This is a genomic window from Rhodococcus sp. B50 (assembly GCF_013602415.1).
Taxonomy (GTDB): Bacteria; Actinomycetota; Actinomycetes; order Mycobacteriales; family Mycobacteriaceae; genus Rhodococcus.
The window spans coordinates 457,216-474,219 of record NZ_WPAG02000003.1 but is presented as its reverse complement, the minus strand read 5'-3'; the positions used below and the strand labels follow the sequence as shown (position 1 = coordinate 474,219).

At 66.9% G+C, this 17,004-nt stretch carries 17 protein-coding genes; 14 read left to right on the top strand and 3 right to left on the bottom strand.

Annotation, left to right across the window (positions count from 1 at the left end):
• Positions 1-6: 6 nt before the first annotated feature.
• The 12 genes from GON09_RS26610 (at position 7) to GON09_RS26555 (ending at position 11,437) form a co-directional block, all read left to right on the top strand.
• Positions 7-1,050, top strand: coding sequence for an NADP-dependent oxidoreductase (locus GON09_RS26610; protein WP_213934967.1), 1,044 nt, complete (start codon positions 7-9; stop codon positions 1,048-1,050).
• Positions 1,051-1,153: 103 nt separating this feature from the next.
• The gene (locus tag GON09_RS26605) at positions 1,154-1,918 is read left to right on the top strand and encodes an SDR family NAD(P)-dependent oxidoreductase (RefSeq protein ID WP_213934966.1); all 765 of its coding nucleotides are present in this window, start codon (positions 1,154-1,156) and stop codon (positions 1,916-1,918) included.
• Positions 1,919-1,957: 39 nt separating this feature from the next.
• Positions 1,958-3,052, top strand: coding sequence for an ABC transporter substrate-binding protein (locus tag GON09_RS26600; protein WP_213934965.1), 1,095 nt, complete (start codon positions 1,958-1,960; stop codon positions 3,050-3,052).
• 47 nt (positions 3,053-3,099) lie between these two features.
• Positions 3,100-3,927, top strand: a complete 828-nt coding sequence (locus GON09_RS26595) for a mycofactocin-coupled SDR family oxidoreductase (protein ID WP_213934964.1) — start codon at positions 3,100-3,102, stop codon at positions 3,925-3,927.
• Positions 3,924-4,739, top strand: coding sequence for an SDR family NAD(P)-dependent oxidoreductase (locus GON09_RS26590; protein ID WP_307854563.1), 816 nt, complete (start codon positions 3,924-3,926; stop codon positions 4,737-4,739). The genes GON09_RS26595 and GON09_RS26590 overlap by 4 nt, the downstream gene beginning before the upstream one ends.
• A gap of 43 nt (positions 4,740-4,782) precedes the next feature.
• A complete protein-coding gene (locus GON09_RS26585) occupies positions 4,783-5,970 on the top strand; it encodes a thiolase C-terminal domain-containing protein (RefSeq protein WP_213934963.1) in 1,188 nt (395 codons plus the stop codon).
• Complete coding sequence (locus GON09_RS26580) at positions 5,967-6,446, top strand: Zn-ribbon domain-containing OB-fold protein (protein ID WP_213934962.1); 480 nt, start codon at positions 5,967-5,969, stop codon at positions 6,444-6,446. The genes GON09_RS26585 and GON09_RS26580 overlap by 4 nt, the downstream gene beginning before the upstream one ends.
• Positions 6,446-6,877: a Zn-ribbon domain-containing OB-fold protein gene (locus GON09_RS26575; protein ID WP_244867045.1), complete on the top strand. Its 432-nt coding sequence runs from the start codon at positions 6,446-6,448 to the stop codon at positions 6,875-6,877. Before GON09_RS26580 ends, GON09_RS26575 begins: the two co-directional genes overlap by 1 nt.
• Complete coding sequence (locus GON09_RS26570; RefSeq protein ID WP_213934960.1) at positions 6,874-8,016, top strand: thiolase family protein; 1,143 nt, start codon at positions 6,874-6,876, stop codon at positions 8,014-8,016. Before GON09_RS26575 ends, GON09_RS26570 begins: the two co-directional genes overlap by 4 nt.
• Before the next feature lie 55 nt (positions 8,017-8,071).
• The gene (locus GON09_RS26565; RefSeq protein WP_213934959.1) at positions 8,072-9,361 is read left to right on the top strand and encodes an acyl-CoA dehydrogenase family protein; all 1,290 of its coding nucleotides are present in this window, start codon (positions 8,072-8,074) and stop codon (positions 9,359-9,361) included.
• On the top strand, positions 9,361-10,452 hold the full coding sequence (locus tag GON09_RS26560) for a phosphotransferase family protein (RefSeq protein ID WP_213934958.1): 1,092 nt from the start codon (positions 9,361-9,363) through the stop codon (positions 10,450-10,452). The genes GON09_RS26565 and GON09_RS26560 overlap by 1 nt, the downstream gene beginning before the upstream one ends.
• A 91-nt stretch (positions 10,453-10,543) precedes the next feature.
• Positions 10,544-11,437, top strand: coding sequence for a TIGR03619 family F420-dependent LLM class oxidoreductase (locus GON09_RS26555; protein WP_213934957.1), 894 nt, complete (start codon positions 10,544-10,546; stop codon positions 11,435-11,437).
• A gap of 63 nt (positions 11,438-11,500) precedes the next feature.
• Here the strand turns inward: GON09_RS26555 and GON09_RS26550 are convergent, their stop codons facing one another.
• The 3 genes from GON09_RS26550 to GON09_RS26540 all read right to left on the bottom strand — a co-directional run bounded on the left by GON09_RS26550 (position 11,501) and on the right by GON09_RS26540 (position 14,545).
• Positions 11,501-12,220, bottom strand: coding sequence for an SDR family NAD(P)-dependent oxidoreductase (locus GON09_RS26550; protein ID WP_213934956.1), 720 nt, complete (start codon positions 12,218-12,220; stop codon positions 11,501-11,503).
• Between the two features lie 119 nt (positions 12,221-12,339).
• Positions 12,340-13,623, bottom strand: coding sequence for an MFS transporter (locus GON09_RS26545; protein WP_213934955.1), 1,284 nt, complete (start codon positions 13,621-13,623; stop codon positions 12,340-12,342).
• A 133-nt stretch (positions 13,624-13,756) separates the two neighbouring features.
• Entirely contained in the window at positions 13,757-14,545 is a 789-nt protein-coding gene (locus GON09_RS26540) for a FadR/GntR family transcriptional regulator (RefSeq protein WP_213934954.1), read from the bottom strand.
• Positions 14,546-14,684: 139 nt separating this feature from the next.
• Between GON09_RS26540 and GON09_RS26535 the strand changes: the two genes are divergently transcribed.
• Positions 14,685-15,491 (top strand): SDR family NAD(P)-dependent oxidoreductase, encoded by an 807-nt coding sequence (locus tag GON09_RS26535; RefSeq protein WP_213934953.1) that lies wholly within the window; start codon positions 14,685-14,687, stop codon positions 15,489-15,491.
• Positions 15,492-15,692: 201 nt separating this feature from the next.
• A complete protein-coding gene (locus GON09_RS26530) occupies positions 15,693-16,910 on the top strand; it encodes a CaiB/BaiF CoA transferase family protein (RefSeq protein ID WP_213934952.1) in 1,218 nt (405 codons plus the stop codon).
• Positions 16,911-17,004 lie beyond the last annotated feature (94 nt).

Here is a 17,004-nt window from a genome sequence, read left to right as displayed (position 1 = left end):
ATTCTCATGACCGACATCGCCGTCACCGAACTCGTCCACCGAGAATGGGTCCTCCGGGCACGTCCGAGCGGACGTCCCCTGCCCACCGACGTCGAACTGATCGAGACGACTCTCGGCGAGCCTGCTCTCGGGCAGGTCCGCGTCCGAAATCTCGTCATGTCCGTCGAGCCCTACATGCGTGGCCGAATGGGAGGAGGGGCGTCCTACGCCGAACCCTACGAGCTCGATGCGCCCATGCTGGCCCCGACGGTCGGGGTCGTGTCCCGGTCCGACCGATCGGAGCTACCGATCGGATCGCTCGTTCTCCATGATTACGGTTGGCGCACAGAAAGTCTCGTCGACGCGGACGACTGCCGCCGACTCCGGCACGACGATCTCCCCGCGGCACTTCATCTGAGTGCTCTCGGCATCCCGGGAATGACGGCCTGGGTGGGGATCGATCGGATCGCGCAGGTGCGCAACGGCGACGTCGTGTTCGTGTCGTCCGCGGCCGGCGCGGTCGGATCCATCGCCGTTCAACTGGCGAAGCAGCGCGGCGCGGTGGTGATCGCAAGCGCAGGATCTCCGGAGAAAGTCGAGCTCGCAAAAGAACTCGGTGCGGACACGGCCTTCGACTATCACGAGGGTCCGGCGAAGGATCTGTTGCGCACCGCGATGGACGAGATCGGGGCTACCGCTCTCGACGTGTATTTCGACAACGTCGGAGGGCAGCAACTCGAAGCGGCCATCCGCGTCCTCGCCGACCACGCCCGCATCGCCTTGTGCGGAATGATCAGCGTCTACAACTCCGCCGAACCCGTACCCGGCCCGAGTAATCTCCTCAAACTGATCTGGCGGCGCGCCCGCATGGAAGGCTTCTTGCTGGCCGACCACCTGCATGCGCGCGAGGAGTTCGAGGACGAAATGGCGGCACTCCTTCGGGACGGACGAATCCGGCCCGTCCACACCGAGTTCCCCGGCGGTATCGCCGGTGCGTGGAACGCCTTCGTCGGCATGCTCGACGGCGCCGCCACGGGCAAAGCACTCGTTCCACTCGCCCCCTCCATCTGACCCACCGGGACCGTTCCGACGTCGCTTCGGTGACGCCGGTGTCCCGCTGCACCTTCACATCCTGTCGGCACCTTCTGGCGCCGACCTCATCGACAGGAGCCACATGACTTCGCATCCACTTCCTCTCGAAGGAAAGGTCGCGCTCGTCACCGGCGGTAGCCGCGGTCTGGGCCGCGAGATGGTTCTCGCCTTTGCGCACGCCGGCGCCGACACCGTCATCGTCAGCCGCAAGGTCGACAGCTGCGAGAAGCTGGCCGCCGAGGTGGCCGAGACCACCGGCCGCAAGGCCCTTCCGTTGGCCTTCCACGTCGGTGACTGGGACGCGCACGAACCCCTCGTCGAACGGATCTACAGCGAATTCGGTCGTCTGGACATCCTGGTCAACAACGCCGGTATGGCACCGCTGTACCCCAGTCTCGACCAGGTGTCGGAGGAACTGTTCGACAAGGTGATCGCTGTCAACCTCAAGGGTGCGTTCCGGCTCACGAGCCTCGTCGGGCCCCGAATGGCCGCCGGTGCCGGTGGGTCGATCATCAACATCAGTTCGATTGCCTCCGAGCGGCCGATGACCACCGATCTGCCGTATGCAGCCGCGAAGTCGGGGCTCAACACCTTGACCAAGGGTTTCGCCCAGGCCTACGGGCCCACCGTGCGGGTGAACACGATCATGGCCGGGGCTTTCCTCACGGACATCAGCAAGGCCTGGGACATGGACTCGGCCACCGAACTGTTCCAGGGTATGCCACTTCAGCGTGCCGGCAATCCGGACGAGATCATCGGTGCAGCACTGTATCTCGCCGGACCCGGATCGAGCTACACCACCGGCGCCGTGATTGCCGTCGACGGCGGCCGCACCTCCACCCCCTGACAGACCTCGGTCCCACCCGACCGGCCACCAGGAGCCCCCATGAACTTCATCCGCACCCGACGCCGCACCCGACGTGCCTTCCTGTCGGCCGTGACCGCAGCCGCTCTCGCAGCGGCTCTCACAGCCTGCGGTGGGAGCGGCGGCGACGACCGCATCACCTCGGACTCGATCGGATCCACCGGTCCGGCCGGTGACGATGCCTGGCAGCAAATCGTCGAGGCGGCCAAGGCGGAGGGCGAGGTCACGATCTACTCGTCGAATGCCGCGGACGCGCTCGCCGAACTCGGCCGCCGTTTCGAGGCCGACTACGGCATCCGTCTGAACGTCGTGCGCGACGTCGACGCGAATCTGCACCAGAAGATCGGCGCGGAGGCCGAGACCGGCAACCGGGTCGCCGACGTGATCACCCAGGCGAGTGTGCCCTGGGCCGTGGACCTCGGCGCGAACGGAGCCTTCGCCGAGCCGGTCGGCCCGGCCTTCACCGATTCCGCCACCGAGTACGACGTCACAACCCTGAAGGACGACACCGGTTACTTCGTCTCCAACGCATCCGTTCTGACCTTCGGCTGGAACACCCAGCGCTACCCGGACGGCGTCGAAAGCTACGGCGATCTACTGGATCCCTCGCTCGCGGACGGCCGGATCGGCATCGTCCTTCCCACCTCGACCGCGCACGTGGATTTCTACGACAACTATCTCGAGACGGTCGGTGGGGAGGGCTTCCTCGAGAAGTTGGCACAGCAGCGCCCGCGAATCTATCCCAGCGCACTGCCGTTGGCACAGGCCCTCGCGTCCGGTGAGATCGCCGTCGCCGCCTTCGTGCAGGACCAGAAGAGCGAGCAGCAGACCGGTGCCCCCGTCGACTCGGCCTTCGGCGACATCGTGTGGGGCGCACCCATGTACACCGCGATCCTCGCCGACGCCGTGCATCCCAATGCGGCGCAGGTCCTGGCCAACTACATGATCACCCCGGCCGGTCAGGAAGCGGTCTCGTTCCGTAACGCCGCCGTGCTGCCCGGCATCGGATCGGCCGTCACCACCGTCGACAAGGTCGCCCCGCAGAACACGGACGCGATGACACCGGCAGCACTCGAAGAACTCAAGGCCCGCTTCGGCCGCCTGTTCAACCAGTGAGCACCTGCCGCGCCGCGGGAAGCACCGCCAGACAAGGAGCCAGACCCATGGGAAGAGTTGAAGGAAAGGTCGCGCTGATAACCGGCGCGGCTCGCGGTCAGGGACGCTCGCACGCCGTGCGTCTGGCCGAGGAAGGGGCCGATGTCGTACTCCTCGACGTGTGCAGGTCGATCGACTCGGTACCGTATCCCCTCGCCACCGAGGACGATCTGAAGGAGACCGAGGCGCTCGTTGCCGCGACCGGCCGGCGGGTCCTGTCCCGCGTCACCGATGTCCGGGACCAGTCACAGCTCGACGCTGCGGTCGCGGACGCCGTCGGAACTTTCGGACACATCGACATCGTCTGCGCCAATGCGGGCATCGTCGGCTTCCGGCCCACCTGGGAGCTGAGCGACGCCGAATGGCAGGACATGCTCGATGTCAACCTCACGGGGGTGTTCCACACCGTCCGTGCCGTCGTCCCCGAGATGATCCGCGCCGGCCGCGGCGGATCGATCGTCATCACCAGTTCCATCCAGGCGATGCTCGGCTCGGCCAATATCGGGCACTACAACGCCTCGAAGAGCGGTGTTGTCGGCCTCATGCGGACCCTGGCGACCGAACTCGGCCCCCACGGCATCCGTGTCAACACAGTCAATCCGAGTGCCGTAGAGACGCCGATGCTGCACAACGATGCGACCTTCCGGATCTTCGGGCCCGATCTCGAGAACCCAGGGCCGGACGACCTGTGGGAGCGCTCCAAAGATCGCAATCCCATGGGCATCGGCTGGGTGGCGCCCGAAGACATGAGCAACGCGGTGTTGTTCCTCGCTTCGGACGAAGCACGATTCATCACCGGCGTGGCACTGCCGGTCGACGCGGGGGTACGACTGTGACCGCTCTGGACAACGAGACCCGGCCCGAGACCGCCCGGGTGCTGCGCAGACTCGAGGGTCGCCGAATCTTCGTCACCGGCGGTGGAAGCGGCATCGGTGAGGCCGTTGCGAAGCGACTGGCCGCCGAGGGTGCGGCGGTCGCGGTGACCGATGCTCGTGGTGAGGCCGCCGAAACGGTGTCCGCTTCGGTCGCGGAGACCGGCGCACAGACGCTGGGACTGCGGTGCGACGTCGGCGACGAGACCTCGGTCGACGACGCGGTGGCTGCCGCGGTCACCGAGTTCGGAGGCCTCGACGGTGTGGTGACCTGCGCAGGCATCAACGGAACGGCGATGCTCCACGAGATGGAACTCGCGCACTGGGATCGCATCCTGCGGGTCAACCTCACCGGCACCTTCCTGCCGTTGCGTGCCACCGTGCCGCACCTGCTCGAGGCGGGCGGTGGCTCGATCGTCACCGTCGGTTCGGTCGCATCCTTGGTGGCGACCAATCTGAACACTCCCGGTTACGACGCCTCCAAAGGTGGTGTCCTGCAGCTGACCCGATCGGTCGCCATGGGCTACGCGGATCGGAACATCCGAGCGAACTGCCTGTGCCCCGGCCTGGTGCGAACGGGCCTGCGCATGAACTCGCAGACGCTGCAGGGCCCCGAGCCCGAAGCGACCCGCAGCCGGGTGGTGGAGAACACCGCGCTCGGACGTTCGGCGGACCCGGCCGAGATGGCGTCGGTGGTGGCCTTCCTGCTGTCCGACGACTCCTCCTTCGTGACCGGCGCGGCGATCGCCGCCGACGGCGGACTGACCGCCAATTGACTCCCCGCCCGCCGCGCGGGCACGACACAGAGGTGACCCACACATGTCCACAGACCCGACCTGGCGCAGAGATGCCTGCGCCATCGCAGGAATCGGAACCACCGCGTTCTCCAAGGACTCCGGTGTCTCCGTCACAGCGCTCGCCGTCGAGGCCGCCGCGGCGGCCCTCGAGGACGCCGGACTGACCCCGGCCGACGTCGACGGCGTCGTCCGCAACGATATGGATCTCGTCTCGTGCGCTGCCCTCGCGGACGGCCTCGGCGTTCCACACCTGACCTACTGGGGGGAGGCCGGGCCGGGCGGTTCGGGCCCGGCCGCGATGGTCGCCCAGGCCGTCGCCGCCATCATGAGCGGACAGGCGACCACCGTCGTGGTGTTCCGTTCGCTCAACGGACGCTCGGGCCGCCGATTCGGTCTCTCACCGGTCGTCACCCCCGAGGTGGGCGGCGACGAGACCTTCGAGGAGTTCTTCGGTCCGTACGGGCTGTTGTCGTCCGGCCAGTACTTCGCACTCATGGCCCAGCGCTACATCACCGAGACCGGCCTGACCTCCGAGCAGCTGGCGCAGATCGCGCTGGTGACCCGCAAGCGCGCCAATGCGAATCCGGCTGCCCAGATGTACGAACGGACGATGACGCTCGACGACTACTTCGACTCGCGCATGCTGTCGTCGCCGCTGCGCCTGTTCGACTACTGTCTCGAAACCGACGGTGCCGCAGCGGTCGTCGTCACGACCGCCGAACGCGCCAAGGACCTGCGACAGGCGCCGGCGCTCATCCGGTCGGTTGCGATGTCCACCTGCCGTCACCCCCAGCCGGGCTTGATGTACCCGACGCTCATGCGCGAGGACATCACCGCCCTGCCGTCGCGGGAATGCCAGGACACCCTCTACAGCCGGGCCGGTCTCGGTCCCGCGGACGTCGACGTCGCCCAGATCTACGACTGCTACTCGATCACCGCCCTCATCCAGCTCGAGGACTACGGGTTCTGCAAACGCGGCGACACCGGCGACTTCCTCGCCGAGGGACAGATCGACCTCGGCGGAGCGATACCGATCAACACCAGCGGAGGACACATGTCCGAGGGATACATCCACGGAATGAACCACGTCGTCGAAGGGGTGCGGCAGATCCGCGGCACCTCCACGAGCCAGGTGGAGGGGGCGCAGGTCTCCCTGGTCACCTCGGCCCCGCCGCCGGCGGCGTCCGCGCTGATCCTGGTGGCGGCATGAGCGCCGCAGCCGCCGCGAGCGCGGCGACCACCGCCCAGCTCCGTCCCCTCGTCACCGAACGGGGGAGCGCCGGCTTCTTCTCCGCCGCGGCCGAGGGGCGCATCGAGATCCTCACCTGTGAGGCCTGTGGACGGCGTATTCACCTGCCGCGACCCCGCTGCGTGTACTGCGCGAGCACCGAGGTGTCGTGGCAACCGGCACCCCACACCGGCACCGTGTACAGCCACACCGTCGTCGAACATCAGGTACACCCGCTGTTCCCGGTCCCGTATACCGTGATCGTCGTCGACCTCGACGGAGAGCAGGCCGGCGTACGCCTGATCGGCAACCTGCCCGGCCGCGCGGACATCACCGCCGGCACCCGCGTCCACTGCACCTTCGAGGACCTCGGTAAGGACGCAGCCGGAAATCCCGTCGTGCTGCCGGTCTGGGAAATCGACACCGACCGCGAGAACACCGGAAGCGGGGAGGAATGATGACCACGACAGCCCCCCGCCCCGCCGATCCGAGCCTGTTCGTCGACGTCACGCCGGACGCGGCGCTGCGCGGTGCGCGGTGCGCGCAATGCGCGACCGTCACCTTCCCGTCCCAGCAGAGCTGCCCCCGCTGCGGCGCCACCGAGATGAATCCCGAGGCGCTGCCGACCGTGGGCGTGCTCTGGTCGTACACCGTCCAGTCCTTCGCACCGAAGAAGCCGTTCCTCACGACCGAACCCTTCACCGCGTTCGGCGTCGGGTACATCGACCTCGGTGATGTGATCGTCGAGTCCCGGCTCACCGTGAACGACCCTGACGCGTTGCGGATCGGGATGCCGATGCAGCTGTGCCGCATCGTCAACCATCTCGAGGACGACGGCACCGAGGTGGTCACCTTCGCATTCGCGCCGAGCAACGAGGAGACGGCATGAAGGTCGCGATCGTCGGAATCGGCATCCACAGATTCGGCCGCACGGAGGGGGTCAGCGGCCTCGACCAGGGCGCCTACGCCGCCCGGCAGGCGCTGGCCGACGCCGGGGTGGAGTTCGAGGACATCCAGTTCGCATACGGCGGCAGTGATTCGGCCGGCAACGCCGACACTCTGGTGTCGACCCTCGGGCTCACCGGCCTGCCGTTCGTCAACGTCTCCAACGGGTGTGCCACCGGTGGCAGCGCATTGACCTCGGCGGTAAGCCGGATCCGGTCCGGTGAGTCCGATCTCGGCCTGGTCGTCGGTTTCGACAAACATCCCCGCGGAGCGTTCAACCCGCGCCCGGAGGACAACGGGCTCGGCCGTTGGTACGGCGAGACCGGGATGATGGTCACCACTCAGTTCTTCGCCATGAAGATCCAGCGTTATCTCGTCGAGCACGGGTTGCCGAAATCGCTGCTGGCGACCGTTGCGGCGAAGGCCTTCAGGAACGGCTCGCTCGCTCCACACGCGTGGCGACGCACCCCGCTCACCGAGGAGGAGATCGCCGGGTCGACGATGGTCAACGACCCGCTCACGCAGTACATGTTCTGCTCGCCGGCCGAGGGTGGAGTCGCGCTCGTGCTCGCCCGCGCCGACCGCGCCCATCGCTACACCGACACCCCCGTCTTCCTCGATGCCGCGGAACTGCGCTCACGGTTGTTCGGTTCGTTCGAGGTGTTCAGCCCGTGGATTTCACCCGACCGGGCCGACGGTCCGACCGTGACCGCCTCCCGCGCGGCCTTCGAGACGGCGGGAATCGACCCGAGCGATATCGACGTGGCACAGATTCAGGACACCGAGGCGGGCGCGGAGATCATGCACCTGGCGGAGACGGGCCTGTGCAAGCACGGCGAACAGGAGACGCTCATCCGCTCCGGCGCCACCGAGATCGGCGGATCGATCCCGGTCAACACCGACGGCGGGTGCCTCGCGAACGGGGAGCCGATCGGGGCGACCGGTCTGCGCCAGGTCTACGAGAACGTCGTACAGCTGCGCGGCGCCGCGGGGGACCGGCAGGTGCCGGGTGACCCCAAGGTCGGATTCACCCATGTGTACGGGGCGCCGGGCATCAGCGCGTGCACCGTCCTCACACGCTGAATCGGCGACCGGATCGCCGAGAAGAACTTTCATCACACGGTAGGAGACGATCGACATGGCATGGGATTTCGAAACTGACCCGGAGTTCCAGGAGAAGCTGGACTGGGTGCAGACCTTCGTGGACGAGGAAGTGGCACCTGTCGACCGCGTGATCGAACACGCCTGGGATGTGACCGATCCGACGCGCAACAAACTCATCCGTCCACTGCAGCAGGTCGTGCGGGACAAGGGTCTGTGGGCCTGCCATCTCGGTCCGAAGCTCGGCGGTCCGGGTTACGGGCAGCTCAAACTCGCGTTGCTCAACGAGATCCTGGGTGCCACCCACAGTGGTCCGGTGGTGTTCGGTTGTCAGGCACCGGATTCCGGTAATGCCGAGATCCTCGCGCATTACGGCACTTTGGAGCTGAAGGAACGCTACCTGCAGCCGCTCATCGATGGTGAGATCGCTTCGTGCTACTCGATGACCGAACCCCAGGGTGGGTCCGATCCGACCAGCTTCGTCACCCGTGCGGTGCGCGACGGCGACCATTACGTCATCAACGGGGAGAAGTGGTTTTCCTCGCACGCCCGGTTCTCGTCCTTCCTCATCGTGATGGCCGTGACCGACCCCGAAGCTCCCCGGACGAAGCGGGCGTCGATGTTCGTCGTCCCGATGGACACGCCGGGCATCGAGATCGTCCGGAACGTCGGTGTGTGGGGTCACCAGGAGTCCGAGGGCACGCACGCCTACATCCGGTACACCGACGTGCGGGTCCCGGCCGACCATCTGCTCGGGGAGGAAGGGGAGGGTTTCGCGGTCGCGCAGACGCGTCTGGGCGGCGGTCGGATCCACCACGCGATGCGCACGGTCGGACTGGTCAAGGCGTCGCTGAACATGATGCTCGAACGCGCCGTGTCGCGTCAGACGCGGGGTCGCTCGCTCGCGGACATGCAGATGGTGCAGGACATGATCGCCGAGTCGTGGGTCGAGCTCGAGCAGTTCCGCCTCCTTGTGCTGCGCACGGCCTGGAAGATCGATGAGCTCGACGACTACAAGAAGGTCATTGCCGACATCTCCGCCGTGAAGATGGTGATGCCGAAGGTCCTCAACAATGTCGTCTCCCGCGCGATCCAGCTGCACGGCTCGCTCGGTATCTCCACCGAGATGCCGTTCGGTAAGTGGCTGCTCGAGAGCTACCACATGGGCTTGGCGGACGGCGCGACCGAACTGCACAAGCAGCAGATCGCCAAGCAACTGCTGAAGACGGCGACGCCGGCCCCGGGACTATTCCCCACCACGCACCTGCTTGCCCAGGACGCCGCAGCGGAAGCCAAGTTCGGGCTGCCGGCGTTGGGAGTGCAGTGATGACGGGCATCGCAGACGAACCGCGTGTCGAGGTTGCTCCCGTCCGCGCCGGTGAGGAGCTCGACTGGGACGCGCTCGAGACCTACCTGCGGTCCCATATCGACGGACTCGAGGGGGAGTTCTCCGTTCTGCAGTTCCCGCGCGGCTCGGCGAATCTGACCTATCGGGTCGCGTTCGGGGATCGGCTGTTGGTCGTGCGCCGACCGCCATTCGGGAAGATCGCCCGCGGCGCACACGATATGGCGCGCGAGCACCGGGTGCTTTCTCGTCTGTACCGCGCGTACGACCGGGCTCCGCGTGCGTTGCTGCATTGCGCGGACATCTCGGTCGTGGGGGCCGAGTTCTTCGTCTCCGAGTACCGCGAAGGGGTGGTGGTCTGGGACGAGATCCCGAATTCGATGGCGCACCATATCGATGCGGGGCGACGGATCGGTTTCGCCGTGGTCGATGCGCTCGCGGATCTGCACGCCGTCGACCCGGCATCGTGTGATCTCGCCGCGCTCGGCCGGCCGGAGGGATATCTGGAACGGCAGGTGTCCGGTTGGTCGGCGCGTTGGGACGCGGTCGCCGAATATGCACCGGGTCGGGATGTCGCCGATCTCGTCGAGGAGGTCGGTCGTCGGATCCGGGCCGACATTCCCGCGAGTCAGCGGGCCGGCATCGTGCACAACGACTACAAGGTCGACAACTGCCAGTTCCCGCACGGCGATCCCGACCGCGTGAAGTCGGTGTTCGACTGGGACATGGCCACCACCGGCGACGTGCTCGTGGACCTGGGCACCTTGCTCAACTACTGGCCGGACCGGACCGCGGCTGCCGAGTCGGACGCGGCGTTCATCGTGGTTCCCGGCATGCACGCCCTCGATCTGCCCTCGCGAGCGGAGATCGTCGAGCGCTACGCATCGGGCAGCGATCTCGACCTCTCGCGCATCGCCTGGTACGAGGCCTTCGGTTGCTGGAAGACCGTGGTCATTCTGCAGCAGCTCTACGCGCGGTTCGTCCGTGGAGAGACCGCCGATCCGCGGATGGGCCAGCGAGGGGAGCTTGTCGCGCCGCTCGCGCGCCGAGCGCTCGGGTTGCTTGCTGTCTGATCGAAGAAGTTTGTCCGCACGGGGTACGTCCGGTGGTGCGCACCGCCCCCGCTCGTGCTCCGTCTCCGTCCCCAGACCTCGAGGAGATTCCGTGCCCACCATCGGATTGTGCACCTATGGAATGACCCCCCGCGATGCGCTCGAGCTCGCTCGCGCTGCGGACGAACTCGGGTTCGACGCCCTGTGGCTGGGGGAGCATGTGCTGCACCCGGCGACGTATGGGAGCGAGCACCCGTCGACGGGGACCCGTCAACATCATTCGGGGCCGATTGTCGACGACACCACCGAGCTCACCGATCCGCTCGCGCTGCACGCGGCGATCGCGGCGGTCACCGAGCGTGTGAAGCTCGGCACGGCCGTGTACGTCACGGCTCTGCGTCATCCCTTGCACACCGCGCGCAGCACGATCACCGTCCAGGAACTCAGTTGCGGGCGGTTGCTGTTCGGGGTCGGTGCGGGATGGCTCGAAGAGGAGTTCGCCGCACTCGATGTGCCCTTCGGCAAGCGCTTTTCGCGTACCGACGAGTGTGTGGAGATTCTGCGCAAGGCGTGGGGCGGCGAGTCGTTCGCGCATGAGGGCATCCACTATCGGTTCGACGAGGTGCGGTTGCATCCTCGGCCGGTGGCCGTGCCGGTCGTCTATGGAGGCAACGGACCTCGTGCGCTTGCGCGGGCGGCGCGTCTCGGTGATGCCTGGATCTCCTCGGGAACACCGAGCTTCGAGGAAGCCGTCGAGCTGGTGGGTGTCCTGCGGCGGCATCGTTCGGAGATGGATGCGAATGCGGAGTTCCCCTGTTATGTGCGGGTCGAGGTCACCGAGGCCACCACCGCGGCCGATCTCGGACGTTACCGCGACCACGGAATCGACGATCTCGTCGTCTGGGCGGACGCTGGGTGGAAGGGTGTGACCGTCGCGGAGCGACGCGAGAACCTGGCGGCTCTCGCGGACCGGCTCGGTGTGCGCTCCCCTGTGGTTCTCCGCTGAACCGAACGCACAGGGACCCCGTGGCTTCGGCCACGGGGTCCTCGTTGTCCGCACGGGGTGTGATCAGTGGCCGGTGGTGGTTCCGGTGACGGGGATCAGCGCGCCGGTGACCGAGCGGGAGGCGTCGCTCAACAGGAACGCGATGACCTCGGCGAGGTCGGCCGGTCGGGCCCACGTGGAGGTGTCGGCGTTCGGCATGGCCTGCCGGTTGGCGGGGGTGTCGATCATGGACGGCACCAGGCCGTTGACGCGGATCGAATCGGCTGCGTACTCGACCGCCATGCTTTGGACCAGCGCTGCCACAGCGGCTTTGGAGGCGATGTAGCCGGCGGCGCCGGGGAAGGGGTGCGTCGCGGCTGCCGAACCGATGCACACGACCGAACCGCCGCCGCGCCGGATGAGTTCGGGCATCGCCGCTTGGGTGACGAGGTAGGCGATCCGTAGGTTGAGGGAGAGTTGGGCGTCGAGCACGTCGACGGGTGTCTCGTGGACGCGGCTACCGGAGTGGAAGCCTCCGACGAGGTTGACCAGTCCGGTCAGCGGGCGGGATTCGTCCGCGGTGGCGCGGCCGATGATTCGCTCGACGTCGTTCTCGTCGGACAGGTCGGCCTTGACGAGGACGAGGTCGGGGTGGGGTGTCAGCCGGTCGGCTTCGGCTTCGTCGTACCAGGGGACGACGACCTGCGAGCCGGTCGCGAGGAGGCGTTCGGTGACCGCGGTGCCGAGGCCACCGGTTCCGCCGGTGACGATGATGGAACCGGGTTCGGGGGAGGGTTGGCTCATGGCGAGGCCTTTCGATGCCGGGAGGGTGGCTGCCGTCGTGGTAGGGAGGGGTGAACGGTGAAGGCAAAACATCACCATATTTCGTATGTTACGAAGTATAACGCGATCAGTGGCCTACGTCACGCCTGAATGGTAGAAGAGGCCGCAGCGGGAGCAATCGCCGCGCCTTCCGTTGGTTTGCGTCTGCCGCGGCGCCGCCGTCCGGAGGACCGGGGCCCGGGCCGTTCCGGCAGGCTCCGTCGGCCGAATGCAAGGGCTCCCAATCCGAGTGCGCTGGCGCCTGCGGCCGCCGCGAACGGCACGTGCGCGTTGGTGGCCTCTCCGAGCCACCCGGCGAGCCACGGTGCGCAGGCGCCACCACCGAAACGGACGAAGCTGTAGCTTGCCGCTGCGGTGGCTCCGTCCACAGGAGAGACGTGCATGCCGATCTCGGTCACCAGCACGTTGAGCAATCCGACGAACAGGCCGGAGACGACGATGCAGGTCGTCACGACCGCGCGGTTGTCGGTGAAGACGGCGACGAGCGCGAGGGTCGCCGCGAACAGGACGAGAGCGGCCGCGACGGTCGGTACGGCTCCTCTCGATGTCCTCAGGCGAGGGGCGGCGACGACCGAGGCGAAGACGAGGCACGCACCCCAGCCGGAGAAAATGAAACCCGTTCGAATGGGGGAGAATCCGAGCACGAACGGTCCGTAGGAGAACAACGAGAAGAGTCCGAGATGGTAGAGCAGTGACACCGCGGCGATCGAGAACAGCCCCCGATGAGCGAGGGCGCGAAAGGGTGCGGTGATCGCGGTCGGCTCGGACGCTCGCGGCGTGCGAGGAAGAACTGCCACGAGCACGACGAAGGACAGCGCAACCAGGGCCGCAGAGCCGAGAAAGGCAGCTCGCCAGGATATCTGCCCCAGAAGGCCGCCGAGGAGTGGACCGGTGGCGATGCCGGCACCTACTGCGGCTTCGTAGCAGGTGATGGCGCGTGAACGCTGCCCGGGCATCGTCGCCACAATCGCCGCCAGGGCTGTCGCGACGAACAGGGCGTTGCCGAGCCCCCAGCCGGCGCGGAAGCCGATGATCTGTTCGAGGGACCGTGATGTGCTCGATCCGACCGCAGCCAGTGCGATGAGCGAGAGGCCGATCAACAAGGTGGCGCGTGCCCCTATTCGGCTCGAGACCCAGCCGGTGACCACCATCGCCAGGCCCATCACCGCCATGTAACTGGTGAACAGCAAAGACGCCTGGGCTGGAGATCCGCCGAGTTCGGCGGACACGGACGGAAGGATCGGGCTCACGACCCCGATACCCATGAACACCCCGACCGTGGCGAAGGCGACCGCCCAGCCCGCGCGGGGCAGCGAAGCGCGCCCGCGTGGACGCCCCGGATCGGAAGCGGAATTCGACGGCACGCTGATCTCCGGTTCGGTACGACGACCTGCGCGGGTGATCCGGTGGGCGTGCGGCCCGCCGGATCACCGGTGGTCGATGTTCAGGTCACAGGGGAATCCCCGAGATGCAGGCTCGAGCCGAAAAGGACGGTGCTCAGCGCCAATCCACGCGTTCGTCCAGCATCCGGGGGTTGAGGGCGGAAAGGCGATCGATCACTTCACGCATGTGTTCCCTGGCGAGGCGGCGGGCGCCTTCGGAGTCGCCCGCGGCGATCGCGGTGTGGATCGCCTTGTGGGGTCCTTCGAAGCCTTCGCGCTCCTCATCGTCCCAGACATCGGGGTGGACCTCGAGCATGCGGAAGGTGTAGATGTGGGCGAGCGCAGACCCGGTGAGGGTGAGGACGTAGTTGCCGGACAGCTCCCGAAGTGTCTCGTGGAATCCGACGGCCGTGTCGATCACCTCGTCGTTCGTCATGTCGGGCGCGATGTGCCTGCCGGCGAGCGCGTCCAGGTCGACGTCCTCGCCGGCCGCGACGCGATCGGCGAGCATCGCGGCTGCAAGGCCCTCCATCTCCAATGCGGCCTCGGCCACCTCGCGAAAGCGAACGCCTTTCGCCTGCAGATACATCGACAGCGTGTCGCCGAATTCGCTCCCCGTGGGCTCGGAGACGATCGGCCCGCCGCCGAGTCCCTGCCGTACTGTCACCAGGCCCTGCGTCTCGAGCAGCCGCAACCCTTCGCGGACGGACGCACGCCCGACGCCGAACCGGCGCGCCATCTCGGATTCGGCCTCGAGGGCCGAACCGGGAGCCAGCTGCCGGTCTGCGATCTCCTTGGCGACCATGCGTGCCACGGTGCGCGAGACCTTCTCGGTGCGGGTCATCGCTACCGCCCGTCGTCGCGCGGCGGTGTCCGACTGCGAGCTCGTGAAGTTGCGGGTCATGGTGTCCTCGTCGTCTCTACAGGGTCCGCGCTCGTCCGGGCGGGGTGAGCGTGCGGCCGAGTATAGGAAGGAAACTCCACGATCAAGGCTACCCCCAAATATATGTATGTTTCGATTGGTTAATGCTATACCACTCCGTATGACCCAGAACACATCTACACGCGAAATTTCGGCAACGAACACGGATGCAAGGTCTCTCGCCGGTCAGCACGCGCTGGTCACCGGGGGGAGCGAGGGGATCGGCTACGGGATCGCCGAGCGTCTACTCGACGCGGGCGTAACGATATCCCTCGCAGCCCGCCGGCAGGAGGTACTCGGCGCGGCGGTCGAGAAACTGCAGACGCGGTGCGACCGCACGGATCGAGTCTCGGGCATCGTCGCGGACATCAGTGACGCGGAATCGATCGCGGCGATGTTCGAGACCGCGCAGGACCGGAACGGTCCCCTCAATGTGCTCGTCGCCAATGCAGGCAGTGGGAGTGTGGTGCCCTTCCTCGAACTCACGCGGCAGCAGTGGCAGGACTGTATCGATCTGAACCTGACGGGAACGTTCCTCTGTGTGCAGGCCGCGGCACGATCGATGATCGAGCGCACGGACGAGAACCGTTCGATCATCGTCGTCTCGTCGATCCGGGCACTCGGCGCGCGCCCCTCGCTGGTTCCGTACGGGACCTCGAAGGCCGGGCTCAACCAGCTCGTCAGGCTCGCCGCCTACGAGCTCGCGTCCACCGGGGTGCGCGTCAACGCGCTGTCGCCGGGTATCACTGCGACCCCGCTCGCGCAGGAGCGGAACAATCTGTTCGACGAGCGCGCTGCGACGGTACCCATGGGCCGGGCTGGAACGCCGGCGGACATGGCCGCTGCCGCACTGTATCTCGCGAGTGCGGATTCGGCGTTCGTCACCGGCACGAACCTCGTGGTGGACGGGGGTGAATCGCTCTACTGATCCACCCGGCGCGGCGTCGCCTCGCGACCACCCGAAAATTGTGATGTACAACGCACAAAATATTGCTATAGTTACGGTGTTTTCAGCTCGCGTTCGAGCATTCGCCGAGTTCCCGACCCGCATCTCACGGAGTCGGTCGGCGCCGACTTCCATCCTGCGCGCGGCCTCTCGCGGCCGTGAGACGACGAAGGAGAACACTCGATGACCACGGTGATGAACGGGATCAAGGTCGTAGAGGTGGCGCTGTACGCGTTCGTCCCCTCGGCGGCCGCGATCCTCTCCGACTGGGGAGCCGACGTCGTCAAGATCGAACACTCGGATTTCGGTGACCCCACCCGGTCTACCGCCGCCTGGGGCGTCCCTGCCCAGGTCGACGGCCTGGCGAGCCTGTTCGAGATCAACAACCGCGGAAAGCGCGCCGTCGCACTGGATATCGCCCACCCCGAGGGGCGTGAGGTCCTCATGAAACTCGTCGAGAACGCCGACGTCTTCATGACGAACTTTCTGCCCGACGCGCGCGCCAAACTCGGGATCGACGTCGACGACATCCTTGCGCGCAATCCGCGGATCGTATACGCGCGTGGCACCGCCCAGGGCGTGGCGGGTCCGGACAGCGACAAAGGCGGTTTCGACGGCATCACCTACTGGGCGCGCTCGGGGGCGGCCGGGTCCATCGCTCCGGACGACCTGGAGTGGCCCGCGAACATGCCCGGGCCTGCCTTCGGTGACTCCCAGAGCGGCATGGCCCTGGCCGGCGGGATCGCGGCCGGGCTCCTGCACCGCGAACGCACCGGTGAAGGCATCGTGGTGGACACCTCGCTGTTCTCCGTCGGCGCCTGGGCGATGCAGGCGACGATCGCGGGTTGCCAGATGATCGGCGCCGACGAGTTGCCGTATCCGGACCGGCACAACCCGGTCAACCCCGTCTCGAACATCTATCGAACCGGCGACGGTCGCTACATCCATCTCGCGCTGCTGCAGAGCCAGAAGTTCTGGCCGGGCTTGTGCGAGGCGATCGGCCTGTCCCACCTGGTCGACGACCCGCGTTTCGCGACGTTCGAGGACCGCGCCCGCAATTCCCGTGAGTGCACGACGATCCTGACCGAGGTCTTCGAACAGCGCACTCTCGACGAGTGGACCGACATTCTCGGCAAGCAGGAAGGACAGTGGGACGTCTTCCGCAAGCCGATCGACGTGTTGTCGGATCCGCAGGCGCTGGCCAACGGACTCGTCCGCACGGTCGAGTATGAGGACGGGCGGACCCTGGACATGGTGACGGCACCGACCTCCTTCGGTGGGCAGAGCCCGGTGCTGACGCGCGCCCCGCACCACGGAGAGCACACCGACGAGGTGCTGCTCGAGCACGGTCTGGACTGGGACCACATCGTCGAACTCAAGATCGCCGGCGCGATCAAGTAGAGCGTCTTCGCCCACTGGCCCGACCTTTCGGCGTAGACAGGTTTTCCGGCTGCGACCCGAAGTCGCCGCGCTTGCCGCACACTCGCGCAATTTC

Coding starts and splice junctions, on each gene's coding strand:
- GON09_RS26610 (WP_213934967.1), top strand. CDS start 7: ATGACCGACATCGCCGTCACCGAACTCGTCCACCGAGAATGGGTCCTC.
- GON09_RS26605 (WP_213934966.1), top strand. CDS start 1,154: ATGACTTCGCATCCACTTCCTCTCGAAGGAAAGGTCGCGCTCGTCACC.
- GON09_RS26600 (WP_213934965.1), top strand. CDS start 1,958: ATGAACTTCATCCGCACCCGACGCCGCACCCGACGTGCCTTCCTGTCG.
- GON09_RS26595 (WP_213934964.1), top strand. CDS start 3,100: ATGGGAAGAGTTGAAGGAAAGGTCGCGCTGATAACCGGCGCGGCTCGC.
- GON09_RS26585 (WP_213934963.1), top strand. CDS start 4,783: ATGTCCACAGACCCGACCTGGCGCAGAGATGCCTGCGCCATCGCAGGA.
- GON09_RS26580 (WP_213934962.1), top strand. CDS start 5,967: ATGAGCGCCGCAGCCGCCGCGAGCGCGGCGACCACCGCCCAGCTCCGT.
- GON09_RS26575 (WP_244867045.1), top strand. CDS start 6,446: ATGACCACGACAGCCCCCCGCCCCGCCGATCCGAGCCTGTTCGTCGAC.
- GON09_RS26570 (WP_213934960.1), top strand. CDS start 6,874: ATGAAGGTCGCGATCGTCGGAATCGGCATCCACAGATTCGGCCGCACG.
- GON09_RS26565 (WP_213934959.1), top strand. CDS start 8,072: ATGGCATGGGATTTCGAAACTGACCCGGAGTTCCAGGAGAAGCTGGAC.
- GON09_RS26560 (WP_213934958.1), top strand. CDS start 9,361: ATGACGGGCATCGCAGACGAACCGCGTGTCGAGGTTGCTCCCGTCCGC.
- GON09_RS26550 (WP_213934956.1), bottom strand. CDS start 12,220: ATGAGCCAACCCTCCCCCGAACCCGGTTCCATCATCGTCACCGGCGGA.
- GON09_RS26540 (WP_213934954.1), bottom strand. CDS start 14,545: ATGACCCGCAACTTCACGAGCTCGCAGTCGGACACCGCCGCGCGACGA.
- GON09_RS26535 (WP_213934953.1), top strand. CDS start 14,685: ATGACCCAGAACACATCTACACGCGAAATTTCGGCAACGAACACGGAT.
- GON09_RS26530 (WP_213934952.1), top strand. CDS start 15,693: ATGACCACGGTGATGAACGGGATCAAGGTCGTAGAGGTGGCGCTGTAC.